Source organism: Bacillus sp. 22190 (assembly GCF_052045575.1).
Lineage (GTDB): Bacteria > Bacillota > Bacilli > Bacillales > Bacillaceae > Bacillus > Bacillus altitudinis.
The window spans coordinates 1-17,794 of the sequence record NZ_JBQEPF010000002.1 but is presented as its reverse complement, the minus strand read 5'-3'; the positions used below and the strand labels follow the sequence as shown (position 1 = coordinate 17,794).

The 17,794-nt window shown below is 41.9% G+C and carries 17 protein-coding genes, 1 pseudogene and 1 other annotated feature; of the genes and pseudogenes, 2 read left to right on the top strand and 16 right to left on the bottom strand.

The window, feature by feature from the left end:
* Positions 1 to 199: 199 nt before the first annotated feature.
* From ddcA to ilvE, 9 genes are all read right to left on the bottom strand, one after another.
* Positions 200 to 1,207, bottom strand: coding sequence for a DNA damage checkpoint antagonist DdcA (gene ddcA / locus ACTJKA_RS02900; RefSeq protein WP_008342841.1), 1,008 nt, complete (start codon positions 1,205 to 1,207; stop codon positions 200 to 202).
* A gap of 123 nt (positions 1,208 to 1,330) precedes the next feature.
* Positions 1,331 to 1,930, bottom strand: a complete 600-nt coding sequence (leuD, locus tag ACTJKA_RS02895) for a 3-isopropylmalate dehydratase small subunit (protein ID WP_008342843.1) — start codon at positions 1,928 to 1,930, stop codon at positions 1,331 to 1,333.
* A 15-nt stretch (positions 1,931 to 1,945) separates the two neighbouring features.
* Complete coding sequence (gene leuC, locus ACTJKA_RS02890) at positions 1,946 to 3,361, bottom strand: 3-isopropylmalate dehydratase large subunit (RefSeq protein ID WP_268359694.1); 1,416 nt, start codon at positions 3,359 to 3,361, stop codon at positions 1,946 to 1,948.
* A 42-nt stretch (positions 3,362 to 3,403) separates the two neighbouring features.
* A complete protein-coding gene (leuB, locus tag ACTJKA_RS02885) occupies positions 3,404 to 4,501 on the bottom strand; it encodes a 3-isopropylmalate dehydrogenase (RefSeq protein ID WP_440607619.1) in 1,098 nt (365 codons plus the stop codon).
* A gap of 18 nt (positions 4,502 to 4,519) precedes the next feature.
* Positions 4,520 to 6,073, bottom strand: coding sequence for a 2-isopropylmalate synthase (locus tag ACTJKA_RS02880; protein WP_008342850.1), 1,554 nt, complete (start codon positions 6,071 to 6,073; stop codon positions 4,520 to 4,522).
* Entirely contained in the window at positions 6,060 to 7,088 is a 1,029-nt protein-coding gene (gene ilvC, locus ACTJKA_RS02875; protein ID WP_138826195.1) for a ketol-acid reductoisomerase, read from the bottom strand. The genes ACTJKA_RS02880 and ilvC overlap by 14 nt, the downstream gene beginning before the upstream one ends.
* A gap of 18 nt (positions 7,089 to 7,106) precedes the next feature.
* Complete coding sequence (gene ilvN, locus ACTJKA_RS02870; RefSeq protein WP_007501584.1) at positions 7,107 to 7,625, bottom strand: acetolactate synthase small subunit; 519 nt, start codon at positions 7,623 to 7,625, stop codon at positions 7,107 to 7,109.
* Positions 7,622 to 9,346, bottom strand: a complete 1,725-nt coding sequence (gene ilvB, locus ACTJKA_RS02865) for an acetolactate synthase large subunit (protein ID WP_050827528.1) — start codon at positions 9,344 to 9,346, stop codon at positions 7,622 to 7,624. The genes ilvN and ilvB overlap by 4 nt, the downstream gene beginning before the upstream one ends.
* A gap of 122 nt (positions 9,347 to 9,468) precedes the next feature.
* Positions 9,469 to 9,716: a binding site (T-box leader), on the bottom strand.
* A gap of 8 nt (positions 9,717 to 9,724) precedes the next feature.
* The gene (gene ilvE, locus ACTJKA_RS02860; RefSeq protein WP_008342856.1) at positions 9,725 to 10,639 is read right to left on the bottom strand and encodes a branched-chain-amino-acid transaminase; all 915 of its coding nucleotides are present in this window, start codon (positions 10,637 to 10,639) and stop codon (positions 9,725 to 9,727) included.
* Positions 10,640 to 11,072: 433 nt separating this feature from the next.
* Here ilvE and ACTJKA_RS02855 point away from each other — a divergent pair, with 433 nt between their 5' ends.
* Positions 11,073 to 12,116, top strand: a complete 1,044-nt coding sequence (locus ACTJKA_RS02855; protein ID WP_265154170.1) for a lactonase family protein — start codon at positions 11,073 to 11,075, stop codon at positions 12,114 to 12,116.
* A gap of 31 nt (positions 12,117 to 12,147) precedes the next feature.
* Here ACTJKA_RS02855 and ACTJKA_RS02850 read toward each other — a convergent pair whose 3' ends face one another.
* From ACTJKA_RS02850 to ACTJKA_RS02820, 7 genes and pseudogenes are all read right to left on the bottom strand, one after another.
* Positions 12,148 to 12,567 carry a YkvA family protein gene (locus ACTJKA_RS02850; RefSeq protein WP_008342863.1) on the bottom strand — a complete coding sequence of 140 codons (420 nt, stop codon included), beginning with the start codon at positions 12,565 to 12,567 and terminating at the stop codon, positions 12,148 to 12,150.
* Between the two features lie 105 nt (positions 12,568 to 12,672).
* On the bottom strand, positions 12,673 to 13,839 hold the full coding sequence (gene dltD / locus ACTJKA_RS02845) for a D-alanyl-lipoteichoic acid biosynthesis protein DltD (protein WP_440607618.1): 1,167 nt from the start codon (positions 13,837 to 13,839) through the stop codon (positions 12,673 to 12,675).
* Complete coding sequence (dltC, locus tag ACTJKA_RS02840) at positions 13,839 to 14,075, bottom strand: D-alanine--poly(phosphoribitol) ligase subunit 2 (RefSeq protein ID WP_017358152.1); 237 nt, start codon at positions 14,073 to 14,075, stop codon at positions 13,839 to 13,841. Before dltC ends, dltD begins: the two co-directional genes overlap by 1 nt.
* Before the next feature lie 21 nt (positions 14,076 to 14,096).
* Positions 14,097 to 15,281 carry a D-alanyl-lipoteichoic acid biosynthesis protein DltB gene (dltB, locus tag ACTJKA_RS02835; RefSeq protein WP_041086497.1) on the bottom strand — a complete coding sequence of 395 codons (1,185 nt, stop codon included), beginning with the start codon at positions 15,279 to 15,281 and terminating at the stop codon, positions 14,097 to 14,099.
* Positions 15,278 to 16,783: a D-alanine--poly(phosphoribitol) ligase subunit DltA gene (dltA, locus tag ACTJKA_RS02830; protein ID WP_440607617.1), complete on the bottom strand. Its 1,506-nt coding sequence runs from the start codon at positions 16,781 to 16,783 to the stop codon at positions 15,278 to 15,280. The genes dltB and dltA overlap by 4 nt, the downstream gene beginning before the upstream one ends.
* A gap of 14 nt (positions 16,784 to 16,797) precedes the next feature.
* Positions 16,798 to 16,947, bottom strand: coding sequence for a teichoic acid D-Ala incorporation-associated protein DltX (locus ACTJKA_RS02825; protein WP_024427820.1), 150 nt, complete (start codon positions 16,945 to 16,947; stop codon positions 16,798 to 16,800).
* A 255-nt stretch (positions 16,948 to 17,202) separates the two neighbouring features.
* A pseudogene (locus ACTJKA_RS02820) lies at positions 17,203 to 17,343 on the bottom strand (Kelch repeat-containing protein); the annotation flags it as partial.
* A gap of 185 nt (positions 17,344 to 17,528) precedes the next feature.
* Here ACTJKA_RS02820 and ACTJKA_RS02815 point away from each other — a divergent pair.
* Positions 17,529 to 17,794 (top strand): T7SS effector LXG polymorphic toxin (locus ACTJKA_RS02815; RefSeq protein WP_327859632.1); only part of this gene is annotated, 266 nt, incomplete at its 3' end.

Here is a 17,794-nt window from a genome sequence, read left to right as displayed (position 1 = left end):
ACATTCTAAAGCATCATAAAGACTTCGTCCAATCAAAAACCACGCACTCCGCTAAAGAAGCGGTCTTATGTATACAACATTTGACTTGATTATACATAACGTCTTTCAACCGTTGGAATCTTACAACCGCACGATATATGCACAAATACAACCATTATATTATAACATAACAAGTCCGTCTTTCAACTAAATCGACAAATTACAAATAAGAAATTTCTTCAATATCTTTCAGCATTGTACAAGCTTCTCTCAGCTCTCGTTCGTTAAAATCATACAATAAATGCAATTCTTCGAGGTCAATCTCGATTCCATGCATTTCATAGCCGACTTTATGAAGTGCCGCAGCCCAAAGATTCGGATCCGTATATTTTGGAAGAAATGGATATAGCACAAATAAGTGCCGGCGCCATAACTCTTCAACCCCTTGGTAAAGGGTTGGGTTCTCATTGCCGAGTGTGTCATCGAGCTTTCGAAGGACTTGCTGAAGCAGTGGCATTTGCTCTGGCTTGACAGCCTCAGAAGGAACAAGCGTTAAAGAATCACCGAACTTCGTCACATGAACCGGCTTTGCCACATCATGATCTGACAGAAGTTGCAGGATCAATGATTTGACCAAAGGGTTTCCATCAGGCTTTTGTAGGATCGTATTTAATAGACCCATATGCGGCGTGATGTTTCGGTCTTTCAGCGAATGGATGAACTGCACCTGCTCTTCTGGCCGCTCGAGCATTTCATCTATATTGATTTCTCCGCTGCCTTCCTCGTCTTCGTCTAAAATCTCTTCTGGTGATTCAATCATCTTTCTGCTAAATTCAAGCAGCTTATAAAAATGCTCCGCGCTTTCTGCTGGAAGGTGATTTTCTTCAAGGACAGCCTCAATTGTTTGTTTGACTTCCTCGTACTCTTTCAGCTGAATTAAGATGGTCATATACACTTGAAGCACAGTGAAATAGTGTCCATATCCTTCATGTAGCATCTTTTCACATACTCGCTTTGCATCCTGCAGCTCACCAAGCTCTAGAAAACAAATCGCCATACCGAGATGAATATCGGATTCTTCATCGTCATCATACGATTTCGCTTCTGAAAATAAGTGAAGCGCCTCTTGATACTGTTTATCTTTTAATGCTGCCATTCCTTTTTCAATCAGTCTTTCTTTCAGACCAGGAAACAAAATGACATTATCTTTCTTCTTGTCATGTTTCATGCTTACGTTCCTTTCGGGCGCATATTTTTTATCAGTTTACCAACGAAGGTTAGTAAACACAAGTAACGAGAGGTTTTCATGCAAAAAAGAAGCCGTCACACCACGGGGACGGCTTCTCGTTGTTTATGCACGCAGCCAGCTGCTACGTTTCTCTTCAAATGCCTGAATCTCATCTTCTAGTAACAATGTTAATGAAATCTCATCATAGCCATTCAGGAGCATTTCTCTCCAGTGTGGATCTACATCGAAAGGAGTAACATTCCCTTCATGGTCTTGAATCTGTTGTTTTTCCAGATCAACTGTCATTTCATATCCTTTGTTTTCATATGATGCAGCAAACGTTTTCCACACATCATAATCAAGGCGGATTGGAAGCATCCCATTTTTAAAACAGTTTTGATGAAAAATATCGGCGAAAGATGGGGCAATGACAATTTTGAAGCCATAATCATCAAGTGCCCAAGGCGCATGTTCCCTTGATGATCCGCAGCCAAAGTTTTCGCCTGCGATCAAAATAGAGGCTCCTTCATAAATCGGCTGATTGAGTTCAAAATCTGGATTCGGACTGCCATCTGCTAAATATCGCCAGTCAAAAAAGGCAAATCGGCCATATCCTGTTCGTTCGATTCTTTTCAAAAACTGTTTCGGAATGATTTGATCTGTATCTACATTAATACGGTTAAGCACAGCGGCTTTTCCTTTATGAGTGACTAAAGGCTCCATCTATGACACAACTCCTTACACGACTGTTTTCTCTTGATTAAACTTCCTGACATCGACAAATCGGCCATGTATGGCAGCCATTGCAGCCATTGCCGGGCTGACTAGATGCGTTCTTGCACCCTTCCCTTGACGTCCCTCAAAGTTACGGTTTGATGTAGATGCACAGCGTTCACCTTCTGGGACCACATCGTTATTCATACTGAGGCACATACTACAGCCAGATTCTCTCCATTCAAATCCTGCTTCTAGGAAAATTTCATGAAGACCTTCTTCTTCTGCTTGCAGTTTGACACTTTGTGAGCCAGGAACCACAATCGCTCTGACATGATCAGCTACTTTTTGTCCTTCAATCATAGAAGCGGCTTGGCGTAAATCAGTCATTCTTGAGTTCGTACATGAGCCAATAAACACATGCTCAATCGTAATATCTTCAATACGCTGATGCGGGTGAACCCCCATGTATTCATAAGCACGCTTTGCTTCTTTTTGGTCATCTTCTTGTGCAAAATCTTCAGGTCCTGGAATTGCTGCATCCACAGGGAGCACCATTCCTGGGTTAATTCCCCACGTGACCATTGGTGAAATATGATTTCCATCTAAAACAATGGTTTTATCATAGGTCGCACCCGGATCTGTTCTTAGTTCTTTCCATTCTTTGATCGCTGCTTCGAAATCTTCACCCTGCGGTGCGTATTTGCGTCCGCGGCAATATTCAAAGGTCACTTCATCAGGTGCGATCAACCCTGCTCTTGCGCCTGCTTCAATTGACATATTACAAACGGTCATCCGCTCATCCATTGACATGTTTCTGAATACTTCCCCAGTGTATTCAATGACATAACCTGAACCGAACTTCACGCCATGTGCGCCAATGACTGCTAAAATGACATCTTTGGCTGTTACCCCTTTTTGAAGCGTTCCGTCTACTCTAATTTCTAGTGTCCTCGGACGCTGCTGCCAAAGTGTTTGTGTGGAAAGCACATGCTCAACCTCACTTGTGCCAATCCCAAAGGCAAGTGCACCAAATGCGCCATGAGTAGATGTATGACTATCTCCACACACGATTGTTTTCCCCGGAAGTGTTAAACCAAGCTCTGGTCCAACGACATGAACGATTCCTTGGTCTACACTGTGAAGGTCAGCTAGACGGACCCCGAATTCAGCACAGTTGCGCTCTAGAGCACTGACTTGCTTCTTCGCAATCTCATCTTTGATCACAAATCGATTCACAGTCGGAATGTTGTGATCCATCGTCGCAAATGTGTTTTGTGGTCTTCGCACCTTGCGCCCTTTTTGTCTTAATCCTTCAAATGCTTGAGGTGACGTCACCTCATGCACCAAGTGCAGATCAATATATAAAAGGTCTGGTTTTCCCTCGCCATTTTTGACAACATGCTGATCCCATATTTTTTCGATGATTGTTCGAGGCATAACCCTTTTTCCTCCCTCTACCTAATTCAACAAGATTTCTATTTATACAATTGATTTCGTACGTTGTTTGAGTGCATCTACAACGGCTTTCGTGATATCATCAGTCGTTTCATACGTTCCCTCTTTTGATGCTAGGTCCTTTGTTCGTTTGCCAGAGGCAAGAACGGCTTCCACAGCTGCTTCAATTGCAGCCGCTTCTTCTTCTAAAGCAAAGGATGTTCTAAGCAAGCTGGCTGCTGACAATATAGTAGCCAGAGGGTTTGCGACATTTTGCCCCGCAATATCGGGTGCTGAACCATGAATCGGCTCATATAAATGAAGGCCGGTGCTTGATAAACTAGCAGATGGCAGCATGCCGAGTGAGCCAGTAATCATAGATGCTTCGTCACTTAAAATGTCACCAAACATATTCTCTGTCACGATGACATCAAATTGAGCGGGCTTATAAATAAGCTGCATCGCGGCATTATCGACGAGCATGTGCTCATATGCGACATCTGGATATTGGGATGCAACTTCTTCTACCGCATCCCGCCATAATTTACTCGAAGCGAGAACATTCGCTTTATCCACAGACGTTACTTTTTTCCGTCTCGTTAACGCCATGTCGAACGCTTCTTTTAATACACGAACAATCTCTTCCTTTGTATAAAGAAGTGTATCAACCGCAGCTTCTTTTCCTTCATCATCCGTGTAGCGCTCACTTGGTTCGCCAAAGTAGAGGCCTCCAGTTAATTCACGAACGATGACAAAATCTACTCCGCTAATGTGATCTTGTTTTAACGGTGAAGCCTCACTCAAGCTATCAAATACTTTGACAGGGCGGATGTTCGCAAATAAGTCCATCTGCTTGCGAATGGAGAGCAAGCCTTTTTCTGGGCGAAGCTCTGGTGGGTTTTGATCCCACTTTGGTCCGCCAACGGCTCCTAATAAAATCGCATCTGCGCTTTTGCACACTTCTACTGTTTCTTTAGGGAGCGGATTGTTTTTTTCATCTATCGCTATACCGCCAATGAGAGCTGTTTCGAATTCAAATTCGTGTTGAAATTGATCCGCTGTCTCTTTCAGAACAGCGACGGCTGATGTGACGACTTCCGGTCCGATTCCATCGCCGGGCAAAAGTGCAATTTTCTTTTTCATGAGTCCCTTCCTCCTTTCTTATGAGATGGCGTGATGTTTCTCAATTTCTATTAGGTTTGATTTAAAGATTAAATGTCTATTCACTGCATTGACGTAAGCTTTAGCCGATGCTTCCAGCACATCTTGCGCTACACCGCGTCCTGCTGTTTCTTTTCCTTCTATTGAAACAGTGACATATACTTCCGCTAGTGCGTCTCTGCCTTTTCCATTGGATTGAATACGATAATCTAGCAAATGAATTCTTTCCTCCATACAGCGCTCAAGCGTGTTGTACACAGCTTCTACACTGCCTGCACCTGTAGCTGCTTCTTGAATGACTTCCTGCGTTTCTTGATTTTTAAGAGAGACTGTTGCTGTCGGCATTTGCTCTGTCCCATAATGAACTTGAAGACTTTCAAATTCATAGCCGATTTTACGGTCTGCTACTTTTTCTTCTAATATAATAGAGATTAAATCATCATCTGTGATTTCTTTCTTCTTCTCTGTTAAGTTCTTAAACGTTTCGAAGAACTTATTGATTTCTTCTTCAGTCAATTTAAAGCCGAGTGTTTTTAAGCGGTCTTTAAACGCGTGTCTTCCGGAGTGTTTACCAAGGACAAGCACATCTGTTGTGACGCCTACAAGCTCTGGAGAGATAATTTCATAGGTTGTTTTTTCTTTGAGGAATCCATCTTGGTGAATACCTGATTCATGGGCAAATGCATTGTTTCCAACGACTGCTTTATTACGCGGTACAATCATACCTGAGTATTTGCTCACTACATCACTTGTGCGCTTAATTTCATTCAACTGAATGGTTGATTCGACTTGGTAAAAGTCTTTGCGAATATGAAGGGCAACTGCAATTTCTTCTAAAGCAGCATTTCCTGCGCGCTCTCCAATACCGTTGACAGCTGTTTCAATTTGATCTGCTCCATTTTCAATGGCAGCAAGTGAGTTCGCTACAGCCATTCCTAAATCATCATGACAGTGTGCTGACAAGATGACTTGATCGATATTTGGAACGTGTTCCTTCATATATTTAAAGATATTTCCGTACTCTTTTGGTGCTAGGTATCCAACAGTGTCAGGTAAGTTAATGACACTTGCACCTGCGTCGATCACTTTTTCTACAATTTCTGCTAGGAAAGAAAGATCTGTCCGGCATGCATCTTCTGCTGACCACTGAACAACTGGGAAGCGCTCTTTCGCGTATTTCACCATTGAAACAGCTTGTTCAACCACTTCTTCACGTGTTTTCTTTAGTTTATGCTTGAGGTGAATGTCAGAAGTCGCAATAAAGACGTGTATTCTTGGTTGAGCTCCATCTTTTAATGCGTCCCATGCAGCATCAATGTCACCTTTCACACATCGTGCAAGTCCTGCAACTGAACAGTTCTTAATCGTTCTTGCAATTTCTTGTACGCCTAAGAAATCCCCTCGGGATGAAGCGGGAAAACCCGCTTCAATGATATTAACCCCAAGGCGCTCAAGCTGCTTAGCAATGATTAGCTTTTCTTGTGCATTTAAGTTCACTCCTGGTGATTGCTCTCCATCTCGAAGTGTTGTGTCAAAAAAATTAATTTTTCGCACCGACGCTCACCGCTTCCTTTTTCTTTCCTTGTTTAACGAAAGGCATCATTTCACGAAGCTTTCTTCCGACGATTTCAATTTGGTGCTCATTTTCATTTGCATTGATCGCATTGAAACGTGGACGATTCACTTGGTTTTCAACAATCCATTCTTTCGCGAATGTTCCGTTTTGGATGTCAGTCAAGACTGCTTTCATTGATTGTTTTACTTTTGCATCAACAACGCGTGGTCCTGATACGAAGTCACCCCACTGCGCTGTATCAGAGATTGAATATCTCATACCTTCTAATCCTTCTTCATACATAAGGTCAACGATCAATTTCAGTTCATGCAGACACTCGAAGTATGCAAGCTCCGGCTGATAACCAGCTTCTGTTAATGTTTCAAAACCTGCTTTTACTAATGAAGTAAGACCTCCACAAAGAACTGCCTGCTCACCGAATAGATCCGTTTCTGTTTCTTCTTTAAATGTTGTTTCAAGAACGCCCGCTCTTGCTCCACCGATTGCTTTTGCATAAGCAAGTGCTTTGTCTTTCGCTTGACCTGATACATCTTGATAGATAGCAAATAGTGCAGGTACACCAGCGCCTTGCTCATATGTTCTTCTTACAAGATGTCCTGGACCTTTTGGAGCCACAAGATACACATCTACGTCACTTGGAGGAACAATTTGATGGAAGTGAACGTTGAATCCGTGTGCGAATACAAGTGAATTCCCTGCTTCTAATTGATCTTTGATTTCTTCATCATATACTTTCTTTTGCTGCTCATCTGGAAGTAATACCATGACGACATCTGCTTGTGCTGCTGCTTCTTTTACTGTGAATACTTGATGACCGTCTTCTTGTGCTTTTGTATAAGATCCGCCTTTTCTTACGCCGACAATGACATCTACGCCGCTCTCTTTTAAGTTCAATGCATGTGCATGACCTTGTGATCCGTAACCAATGATAGCTACCTTTTGACCGTTTAATACGTTTTCTTGAATATCACCGTTATAATATACTTTTACCATTTGACTCTCTCCTTTTGTTTAGACAATTGAAATTGTTTTATTTGTTTGCGGCTTTTGCTGATTATCTCTCGCAAAGGCCGTGGTGCCAGTTCTGGCGACTTCTTTAATGCCGTATGGCTTAAGTAATTCAATGAGTGCTTCAATTTTTGAAGACTCACCTGTCACCTGAATGACGACACTTTCTCTGCTCACATCTACAATAGAAGCTCTAAACGGTTCAATGACACCCGTGATCTCCATTCTAGATGCTGGTGCAGATACGACTTTTATCAAAGCCAGCTCTCGCTGAACGATTGATTGGTTTGTAATGTCTGTTACTTTCAGAACATCGATTTGTTTGTTCAGCTGTTTTGTCAGCTGTTCGATGTCTTTCTCCTGGTCTACATGGACGACGAACGTGATGCGTGATACATCTTGAATCTCAGAATGGCCGACCGTAATGCTTTCAATGTTGTAGTGTCTTTTCGTAAAAAGGCCTGTGATTCTGTTCAGTACGCCTGATCGATTTAATACAGTCAACACAATAATTCTTTTCAAGGTTTCACCCCCACCATCTCATGAAGTCCTTTCCCCGGTGCTACCATCGGGAATACTTTCTCATCTCTCGCTACATTGACATCGATGAAAACAGGCTCTCTAGACGTTAATGCTTCTTCTAGCTTTTCTTGCGCCTCTTCGTCTGATGAGATTCTGATCCCTTTAATGCCATAAGCTTCAGATAATTTCACGAAGTCTGGCTGCTCTGAAAATTTAGAATGTGAGTAGCGTTCTTCGTAAAAAATTTCTTGCCATTGTCTTACCATTCCAAGACTGTGATTATTGAGAACAATCACTTTCACCGGAAGGTTCAGCTCACGGATAACGGCAAGTTCTTGCAGGGTCATTTGGAAACCTCCGTCTCCTAAAATCGCCACAACCGTTGCCTCTTGATCAGCTAGCTGCGCGCCAATCGCTGCCGGTAAACCAAATCCCATTGTGCCAAGCCCACCAGATGTCACCCATTTATCGGCATTTTCAAATGGATAGAACTGTGCAGCCCACATTTGATGCTGCCCAACATCGGTTGCCACAATGGCTTCACCTTTTGTAAATTGATGAATGTATTCGATCAGCTTTTGAGGCTTAAAGCCTTCAGCTTCGTTTTCGACATACCAGAGTGGATATTCTTCCTTCCACTGATTTAGCTGGCTCTTCCACTCGTCTGATTCACCTTGTTTCCCGTCCTGCTTGATCAGTTCTTGAAGCACTAGCTTACTGTCACCAACAACTGGGATATGGGTGTGAATGTTTTTACCAATTTCCGCTGGGTCGATGTCAATGTGAGCCACCTTCGCATGCTTTGCAAAATGATTGAGGTTGCCGGTTACCCTGTCATCAAATCTCGCTCCGATTGAAATGAGTAAGTCACATTGATGTAGTGCCATGTTCGCTGCATATGTGCCGTGCATACCCGCCATTCCTAGGAAAAGAGCATGCTTTGCTGGGAATCCGCCAAGTCCAAGCAATGTATGAGCGACAGGGATTTGTTGCTGCTCTACATATTGCCTTAATTCTTCCGACGCTTTGCCGTGAAGAACGCCAGCTCCTGCAAGAATAACTGGTTTCTTTGCTCTGCTTACAGCTTCTACTAACTTGCGAATTTGCAAATAATTCGGCTCAATTTTCGGCTGATAACCTGGCAAATCGATTGGCTGATCGTATTCAAATGTCCCTTCAATGCCAGCGACATCTTTTGGAATATCAATCAAGACTGGACCAGGTCTGCCGGTTGTTGCGATGTGAAATGCCTCTTTAATGACACCCGGTAACTCTTCTGGACGTCTCACTTGATAGCTGTGTTTTGTGATTGGCATTGTGATACCAAGTACATCTGCTTCTTGAAAAGCATCTGATCCAATGACTGAGGTTGCCACCTGTCCAGTAAAGATAACCATAGGTAGTGAATCAATCATCGCATCTGCAATTCCAGTGACTAGGTTTGTTGCCCCCGGTCCTGATGTGGCAATGACAACGCCTGGTTTACCAGATACTCTTGCGTATCCCTCCGCTGCGTGAATCGCTCCTTGCTCATGTCTTGGCAGGACATGAAATAAACCAGAATCGTAAATTTTATCGTAGATCGGTAAAACGGCTCCGCCAGGATAACCAAAAATGACTTCTACTTTTTCTCTTTTGAGTGCTTCAATTAACATGAGTGCACCGTTCATCGTTTGTGGTGCATTTGATTTTTCCGTCTCCATTTGTACATTTGTCCCCATTTGATTTCCTCCTCTTTGTCTTGCTTCAGTCAAGTCCTTTCACCCTTTTCCATTCAAGATAGAGATATGAGACCATATAAAAAAGCCTTCTCACCCCACAATGACACTACTTTTCACTAGGTCAAAGGGGCGAAAAAGCTTTGTTTTTCGCGGTACCACCCTTGTTCACGGCAAATCATGCTGCCGTCTCATGGACATCTTTCATCCATTTTGGTAACGAGTGATGCAATGTCACTCGGTCTGCCCTACTATCATTTCAAGCAGACACTCAGAGGTGAGTTCACTTTAGAAAGTAACACCGGTTTCCAGCTAGCACCGGCTCTCTGTAGATACTGACTCTAAAGCTACTAGTCCTCTTCAACGTTTATCGATATCTATTTAGCTTGCGTGAATGTTCTCATCGGTAAAGACTACTTTTTCTCCTTCTTCAACGACTCGCTTGCGGAATTGTTCAAGAAGTTTGTTTGTGTGGAACCCTGGTTTTCCTTCGCCAATGATACGGCCGTCAACTTTTACAACAGCGATGACTTCGGCAGCGGTTCCTGTCAGGAAGACTTCTTCAGCTGTATACACATCATGCCTTGTGAAAGGTTCTTCTTTCACTTCGTAGCCTAAGTCTTCTGCGATTTCCATGATGGCATTTCTTGTGATGCCTTCAAGTGCGCCGATATAACCTGGCGGTGTATAAAGCTTGCCTTTTTTATAAATAAACACGTTGTCCGCTGAACCTTCAGCCACATACCCTTGATCGTTCAGCATGAGCGCTTCACTGACACCGGCCATATGGGCTTCAATTCGGACAAGAATGTTATTCAAATAGTTTAATGATTTCACTTTCGGACTCAATACGTCAGGACGATTTCGCCTTGTCGGTACTGTCACAATATCAATACCTGTTTCATATAGGTGCTTTGGAAAGATGGCCAGCGGTTCTACAATGATCACTGTGTTGGCTCTCCCGCAGTTGTTTGGATCTAAGCCAAGATCACCGGCTCCTCTTGAGACAACAAGGCGGATATAGGCATCTTTTAGGCCGTTCCTTTCAACTGTATGAATCATTTTTTCAGTGAGCTCCTCAAGTGAATATGGAATGTTCAGCATAATGGATCTAGCGGAATCATACAGGCGATCTAAGTGTTCTTTCATTCGAAAGATATTTCCGTTATATACACGTATTCCTTCGAACACACCGTCACCATATAAGAAGCCATGATCATAAACTGAAATTTTCGCATCCTCTTTTTTCACGAGTTCATCGTTTAAAAAGATCCACTGTTCCTTTTGGTCTTCCATCTTCAGTGAGCACCCTCTCTTTCAAACAAAAAGTAGTTGAATTTTCAGACACTTTATATTGAAGTGTCTCACGCTTGCTCTTTCGTGTTTGTTTGCTTTTGTTGAACCCATCTTACGCCGCTTTCCATACAGTGTCAACAGCATTTTTAAAATTATTAGACAATTTAGACTAATCAAAATAAAATGTATACGCTTACACCTTTGCTAGACAAGGAATGAAAAAACTTAAAATTTTTTGTATTTTTTCTTCAATTTATTTACTCTACATGAACGGTTTTCTTTTGAACAAGCTTTTGTGATATTTTTTCACACGGTTTTTGAAGAATATTGTGAGATTTTATTGCGTTTGTTTTTTCCTTCAGCATGCCTTTCTAAAGCGTTTTCCTATGAATTTGTGATAGAATGAGAGCATCTAATAGAAGGAGGGCAATACATGGCTAACATCAGAGGTTATATCGGAACGTATACAAAAGGAGACAGCAAAGGAATCTATTCTTTTACTTTAAATACGGACAAGCAGCAGATTGAACAAGTAGAAGTGGCTGCAGAACTTGAAAATCCTACATATTTAACTGTCTCAGATTCTCAAAAGTTTGTGTATGCTGTTGTGAAAGAAGGAGCACAGGGCGGTCTTGCTGCGTATCAAATTGATGCCGACACCGGCGCACTTCGTTTCATCAACCAAGAGCTTGCCGATGGGGCTTCTCCTTGTCACGTCAGCGTGGACAGCCAAACAAAAACGGCGTTTACAGCAAACTATCATAAAGGAACAGCAGAGATGTATGAAATTGATGCTGAAAACGGCTCAGTGATCCGCACGCTGTCACAGGCGCAGCATGAAGGCACTGGACCAAACGAAGACCGTCAAGAAAAACCGCACACTCACTTTATGGGTTTGACACCTGATGAACAATTTGCAGTGGCTGTTGACCTTGGCACAGACGGTATTTATACGTATAAGAAAGAAAACGGCAAACTTGAGCTTGCCCATACATTTGAAACAAAACCAGGCAGCGGCCCTCGTCATATCACATTCCACCCAACGAAACCTGTGGCATATGTCATGACAGAGCTCAGCTCAGAGGTCATTGTACTTCGTTACTTTGAAGATGGTCATTTCGAAGAGATCCAAACGATCGCAACCATTCCTAATGACTTCACAGAGAATAATCAAGGCAGCGCCATTCATGTGTCTTCTGACGGTCAATTTGTGTATGCAGGAAATCGTGGACATGACAGCATTGCCATTTTCAAAGCAGATCATGACGGCAAACTAAGCCTCGTTGAAATTACTTCATCTGAAGGAAATTGGCCTAGAGACTTTGTCCTTGATCCAACAGAAGAATTTCTCGTTGGTTCAAACCAAGAATCTAGCAACCTTGTGTTATACAAACGTGACAAAGAAACCGGTCGACTCACTGTCTTACAATCAGACATCACCGTTCCGCATCCGGTTTGCGTGAAATTTTTAGGATAATGAAAAAAGCCTCCGTTTAGGAGGCTTTTCTTTAAGCAGACGGCATACCGCCATCTTCAAGCTTTTGATCAATGAAAGACGTATCGCTTTTTTCACCGAACCATTTTCCCAGTCTGTCTTTCGCTTTTCCTTTGACATCGTCATCAATGTACATTGCCACTTGAAGCAGAGCAAATGTGATGGCGCCTAGATCATCTGTGTAGCCGATCCCCACCAATGTATCAGGGATCAGATCAATCGGAAGGATAAAGTACCCTAGCGCCCCAATGATGAGGGTTTTCGCTTTAACCGGTACTTCGGGTTTTTGCAATGTATAATAAAGTAATAACACAGCATAGACAAGAGAAACTCCAGCTTTTTGTGCCGTCTTTTTTAACTTTTCCCAAAAGGCATGATCATTAAAATGCTTCTTTGAACGCTTTAATAGTTCTTTTTTCTCAGAACGATTCATCGTATCGCCTCCATATTCAGCATAGCCCTTCCACCTTATTTATACAAGAAATCCACTCATTCGACAAACAAAAAGCAGCAGAAAGCTGCTGCAATCTACTGCAATCTACTGCTCTTTGTAAAACTTTTCGATCGCCTTATCGATGTATACCCATCCTTTATACGACACATGTATCGTGTCCTTAAAGAAATATGGGTCATACTCATGCGAAGTCAAATCTGCGACTTCATACCCATTATCTCGAATTTGACGATTGATTTTTTGATAATAATCTGTACGTCCCTCTTTCGGAAAACCAGTGTAATCATACCATTTTCCGTTGACGGGAATCGTCACAAATAAAGGCTTCGCCCCTGCCTGTTTTAAAATATCCAGCATGATCTGGAAATCTTTATATTCAGGTGATGCTGCATAAGAATTGTCGCGACGAGAATCCTTCATCTTTTTCATGATCGGCTTCAGCTTACGATCAAACAGTCTCTGATCAATATAAAACGGGTTGTCCCCTGCTTTTTCGGATCCTAAGACACTCGCTTCTTTTTCAAGCTCAGTCCATGTTTTCCCTTTCACTGAAGGAGACGGACGAAGCTTGCGCTCATGCCCAGATCCGATTGTATAGTACATGTCTTTCTTTTGAAGCATGCCATAATACATTTTTGCAATAGGAGAAATCGCGCCATAAGCGAATTTGTTCCCAGAAAGCTCTGCTTTAAAAAGCTCTGTGATGACCATGTCGTTCTTTACTGCCTTAAACTTCATGATTCTTTTGATGAGCTTTTTTTTCACAGCTGGATCAATTTCTTTATTATAAGCAAGATCAAGCGCCTGAAGCGCTGAATAGTTAGGAGCAAAGTGATTCTCGTCTGATCCCCCTTTGACAAACCACTGCGGGGACACGATAAACACAAGCTTTTTCCCTTTTAATTCATCCATATGCGCTGCAAAGTTCATGGCATGAATTAATGATTGCGATCCACCTTTTCCAACAAGATAAGGTGTAAACCCTTGAGGATTCTCATGAAAGAAATTCGAAGGGTGATATGGATCAAAACGGGAAAGTTCAGAAGATCCATAGATCGGCAAATAAGTTGGATCTTTTAGCATTTCATCTTGTAAATAAAGCCCTTGGAACATCCCTGGATCTAATTCTGTGGCTGACTTTTGTAATTTGTCTTTTGGGATCAGATGTGAGAGCCATGTATTTGGTACAAGAAGAACACCAATGAATAGAACAGCCGCTAAAATAAGCGGCCCAAAAAAACGCTTTTTCATTACTTCATCTCTGCCAGCTGCTCAGCAATGTGATTCGGTGTATCCCACACATCACGATCAAATTCTGTAATCGGAACCATAATTCCTAGCTGACTTTCAATTGCCATGAGCAATTCAACTGTACCAAATGAATCAAGAAGACCTTCTTCAAAAATCGCAATCTCTGGATTTTCTTTCACAACGTCATCCTGACAAACCTCTGCAATAATACCGAATACTTGATTTTTAAATTCCATAATTTTCTACTCCCTTATCCATTAATGATGAAATGGTTTTCCTGAAAAAATATAAAAACCGAAACAAATGACGTGGAATGTAATAATGATCGACACAACCATTGTGACCTTATTATCCGGCCACCACTTGTGCTTTTTATTCCACTTCTCAAATAAATTGTAACCGGACATCACAACTGCATGGTATAGTCCGTAAATAATGTATTGAAGGGCGAGACCATGCCAAGCACCCATCAATAGAAAGAGGACAAAGTACCCAATATTTGATACAGCCATCCGGTTCTTGATCCACTTCTTCTTTGTCATAAAGAACACAAATCTCATAAACACATAATCTCTGAACCAGAAGGATAGCGACATGTGCCAGCGATTCCAGAAGTCTTTAATATTACGGCTGATAAACGGTTTATTAAAGTTTTCTGGTGATTTAATACCCATGATATAACTCACACCTACAGCAAATGCTGTATATCCAGCAAAGTCAAAGAACAAATACATACTGTACGCATACATATACGTTAACTGTTGAACAAAGTGACTGCTGCTAATGTGATGAATATTCATGAGAATATATGTGTGAATGAGATAACCAATAATGAACTTATATAAGAACCCGATAAAAATTTTATGAATCCCTGCATATAAAAGATCACTGTACACTTCTTTTTCAGGCGGTGTATCCATATCCTTTTCAAACCGGCGGTAACGGTCAATTGGACCTGACGAAATCGTCGGGAAAAAGACGATGAAATAGACCAAACGGTGAATCGGGATTTTCTTTTTAATCAAGCCGTCTCTTGTCTCGATAATTAACTGAACACCTTTAAATGTTAAGTACGAGATCCCCAAAAAGCTCAGCCAGTTCATTGGCGGCGGTTGATGCGGCTGATGAGTTAAAAAGAACGGTAAAATCTTTGATAGTACAAGCGGCAAAATCGATGCCACCACTGCCATATAGAAGACAGACGCACGGTTCGCCTTCAGCCGGTACGCAAGGTATAGGCGGATGATCAAGACTTGCCACACTGTAAACAAGAACAGCAACAAAGCGCCATGTGCATCCTTTGAGAAAATAAGCGCGAGTGCCACAACCGTTGCAAACATGTTGTAGCCCTGCATTCTTTTGCCGCGTAGACCAAGAATCATCGTCGGCAAAAGAAGAATACCAATTAGAATGAAGAAAAAGAATGAACTAAACGGGATCATAGAAGAACCTCTTTCGCGATTCTTTTACGGTCAACCTTCCCGTTTGGCGTCATGTACAGCTGCTCAAGATAAACAAACTTTCTTGGAATCATGTACGCAGGAAGTGAATCCGCCATTTCTTTCTTAATCGCACTTGTCAGCTGATATTCTTTTTCAAAGGAATGCGCTGCTGGAACAATGGCTGCAATCAAGTACTCCACATGACCGTTTGGCTGGAATGGCACAATCACACAAGCATTGACATACATTGTCTCGCTCACATGATATTCAATTTCTTCAAGCTCCATCCGGTATCCATGTAGCTTAATTTGATAGTCCAGACGACCGTGGCACGTAATCAAACCATCCTGCGCCACACCTGCATCACCTGTGCGGTAAGCAGGGCGTCCTTCATGTTCAAAAAACACTTTATCCGTTAAGGCTTGTTCACCTAAGTAGCCTCTCGTGACGCTTGGCCCCACGATGACAATTTCCCCTTTTTCCCCATCAGGGAGTGTCTTGCCTTCTTCATCTAAAATGACGATATCTGTATCCGGTTTGGCATAACCGACTGGTAAAGAATCGTGCTGATCAAGAATCTCCTGCGTGACTTCAATCGATGTAATCGCAACAGTTGCTTCAGTTGGACCATACGTATTAAAAACCTGCGCCTTAGGAAAACGCTCAAGAAGCGCACTTGCTACAGAGACAGGAAGCGCCTCACCGCAGAAAAGGAAAACGTTTAGCTTTGGTAAAAGCTCACCTGTAAAGGATGGGTCCATTAAGCACATTTGCACAAAGGAAGGTGTTGATATCCACACTTCAACGTCAGATTGACCAAGTGCTGCAAACATATCCTTCGGCTTATTCACAAGATCTTTCACTAAACAGTACAGCGTGCCGCCTGATTGAAGCGCTGGATACAAATCCATCACTGATAAGTCAAAAGAAAATGGTGCTTGATTTAAGAACGTGCGCCCCTCACCAATTGGGAAATCGCGGCACATCCATCCTGTAAAGCTTTCTAAATTGCTGGCTGTTACCTGAACGCCTTTCGGTTTCCCGGTACTGCCAGACGTATAAATAATGTAGAAAACATCATCTTGTTGAACCCACTGCGTGGATGGCGGTGCTTCTTTTTCAAGCGATAACAGCGATGCCGCACTCTTTACTTCAATGTGTTCTTCTACATCTAATACATTCTGCTCATTTGCACATATCAATAGACTGGCTTTTGAGCTTTCAATGATTGAGACGATGCGCTCGACAGGTATTGAGATGTCGACCGGAATATAAGGTCTGCCTGATTTCACAGTGCCTAAGAAAGAAATCAGCATCTCTGGCTCCATATGACCGTAGACAATGACAGGTGCACTGTCAGTTGCGACTGCATCGATCGCACCAGCCATTTGGTCTGATAGACGCCAAAGCTCATCATATGTGATCGAAGCATGTTGAGAAACAAATGCTGGCTGTGTCGGTTTCGTTTGTTGGTATTCATGAATCGTGTGTAATAGTTTCATAGTTTAATCTCCAATTAAAAATCGTTGTAAATGAATGATCCCGTATTTGCTGTATGGAATCCGTAAATAAAAAACAATAATAGCAAAATAAGTAAGTAAAAGCTTGTATATCCTATCCATTTTACAGACTTATTTTCTGATAGCTTTTTGAATAGCATATTGATAACCTCTTTTCTTTTGACACTTATAAAGACGCATGGACCATCAAAAGAGTTTCATATCAAAACATAAAAATTTTAAGAATTGATGAAAAAAAGATGTCCAAAGTATGAACGTGTCTTCGGGCAAACCTGTCTTATTGTAACAAAAATTTAATATAATTGAAATGAAATGGAAGCTTAAATTTACCTTAAAATTGCTGAAAGCTGTCGAACTAACGCAAAAGCCACCTAGTTGGACTAGATGGCTTTGATGTTACTTTACTTTTTATATTTATTCACTTCGAACATGAGAATGTTGTTGAATACCACATAGTCCTTTTTACTTTCAAAAGGACCTTTGTTGTTGTCATGCTCGTCAATTTCATAAAACCCTGGACCTTCGCCGGCATCACGTTTTTTGCCAGGATGGAAAGGTCAAATTACTTCAGCAGTGTGTTGACCAATCTAGTATTTAGAGCTTTAGCACTCACTACTTTTTTCCTATTCATTACATTTTTTTATATTGTTAGAATAAACATACTTATTTGAGAAGGGAGTGAACCTTTCTGGGCAAGATACTTGATGCAAAAGCACTAACCAGTGCCATGGATACAAGGGCAAAACACTATCAGGAACTCCGCGAACAAATGATAGATTTAAAAAAGGCATTACAAGGTGTTGCCAACCTCGGTGACGACTTCACTGGAAAAGGTGCCGATAACATTAAAAGCTTCTACAAAGAACTCGCCGGAAATGTGGACATGTTTATTAGCTTCATTGATAAACAAAAAGCCTTTCATGAAGGTGTTTCTGGGACACTTGATGATACAAATTTTGGCGGCGACACCTTTGTAGAAGAACACTTTTTAGA

Coding starts and splice junctions, on each gene's coding strand:
- ddcA (WP_008342841.1), bottom strand. CDS start 1,207: ATGAAACATGACAAGAAGAAAGATAATGTCATTTTGTTTCCTGGTCTG.
- leuD (WP_008342843.1), bottom strand. CDS start 1,930: ATGGAGCCTTTAGTCACTCATAAAGGAAAAGCCGCTGTGCTTAACCGT.
- leuC (WP_268359694.1), bottom strand. CDS start 3,361: ATGCCTCGAACAATCATCGAAAAAATATGGGATCAGCATGTTGTCAAA.
- leuB (WP_440607619.1), bottom strand. CDS start 4,501: ATGAAAAAGAAAATTGCACTTTTGCCCGGCGATGGAATCGGACCGGAA.
- ilvC (WP_138826195.1), bottom strand. CDS start 7,088: ATGGTAAAAGTATATTATAACGGTGATATTCAAGAAAACGTATTAAAC.
- ilvB (WP_050827528.1), bottom strand. CDS start 9,346: ATGGGGACAAATGTACAAATGGAGACGGAAAAATCAAATGCACCACAA.
- ilvE (WP_008342856.1), bottom strand. CDS start 10,639: ATGGAAGACCAAAAGGAACAGTGGATCTTTTTAAACGATGAACTCGTG.
- ACTJKA_RS02855 (WP_265154170.1), top strand. CDS start 11,073: ATGGCTAACATCAGAGGTTATATCGGAACGTATACAAAAGGAGACAGC.
- ACTJKA_RS02850 (WP_008342863.1), bottom strand. CDS start 12,567: ATGAATCGTTCTGAGAAAAAAGAACTATTAAAGCGTTCAAAGAAGCAT.
- dltD (WP_440607618.1), bottom strand. CDS start 13,839: ATGAAAAAGCGTTTTTTTGGGCCGCTTATTTTAGCGGCTGTTCTATTC.
- dltC (WP_017358152.1), bottom strand. CDS start 14,075: ATGGAATTTAAAAATCAAGTATTCGGTATTATTGCAGAGGTTTGTCAG.
- dltB (WP_041086497.1), bottom strand. CDS start 15,281: ATGATCCCGTTTAGTTCATTCTTTTTCTTCATTCTAATTGGTATTCTT.
- dltA (WP_440607617.1), bottom strand. CDS start 16,783: ATGAAACTATTACACACGATTCATGAATACCAACAAACGAAACCGACA.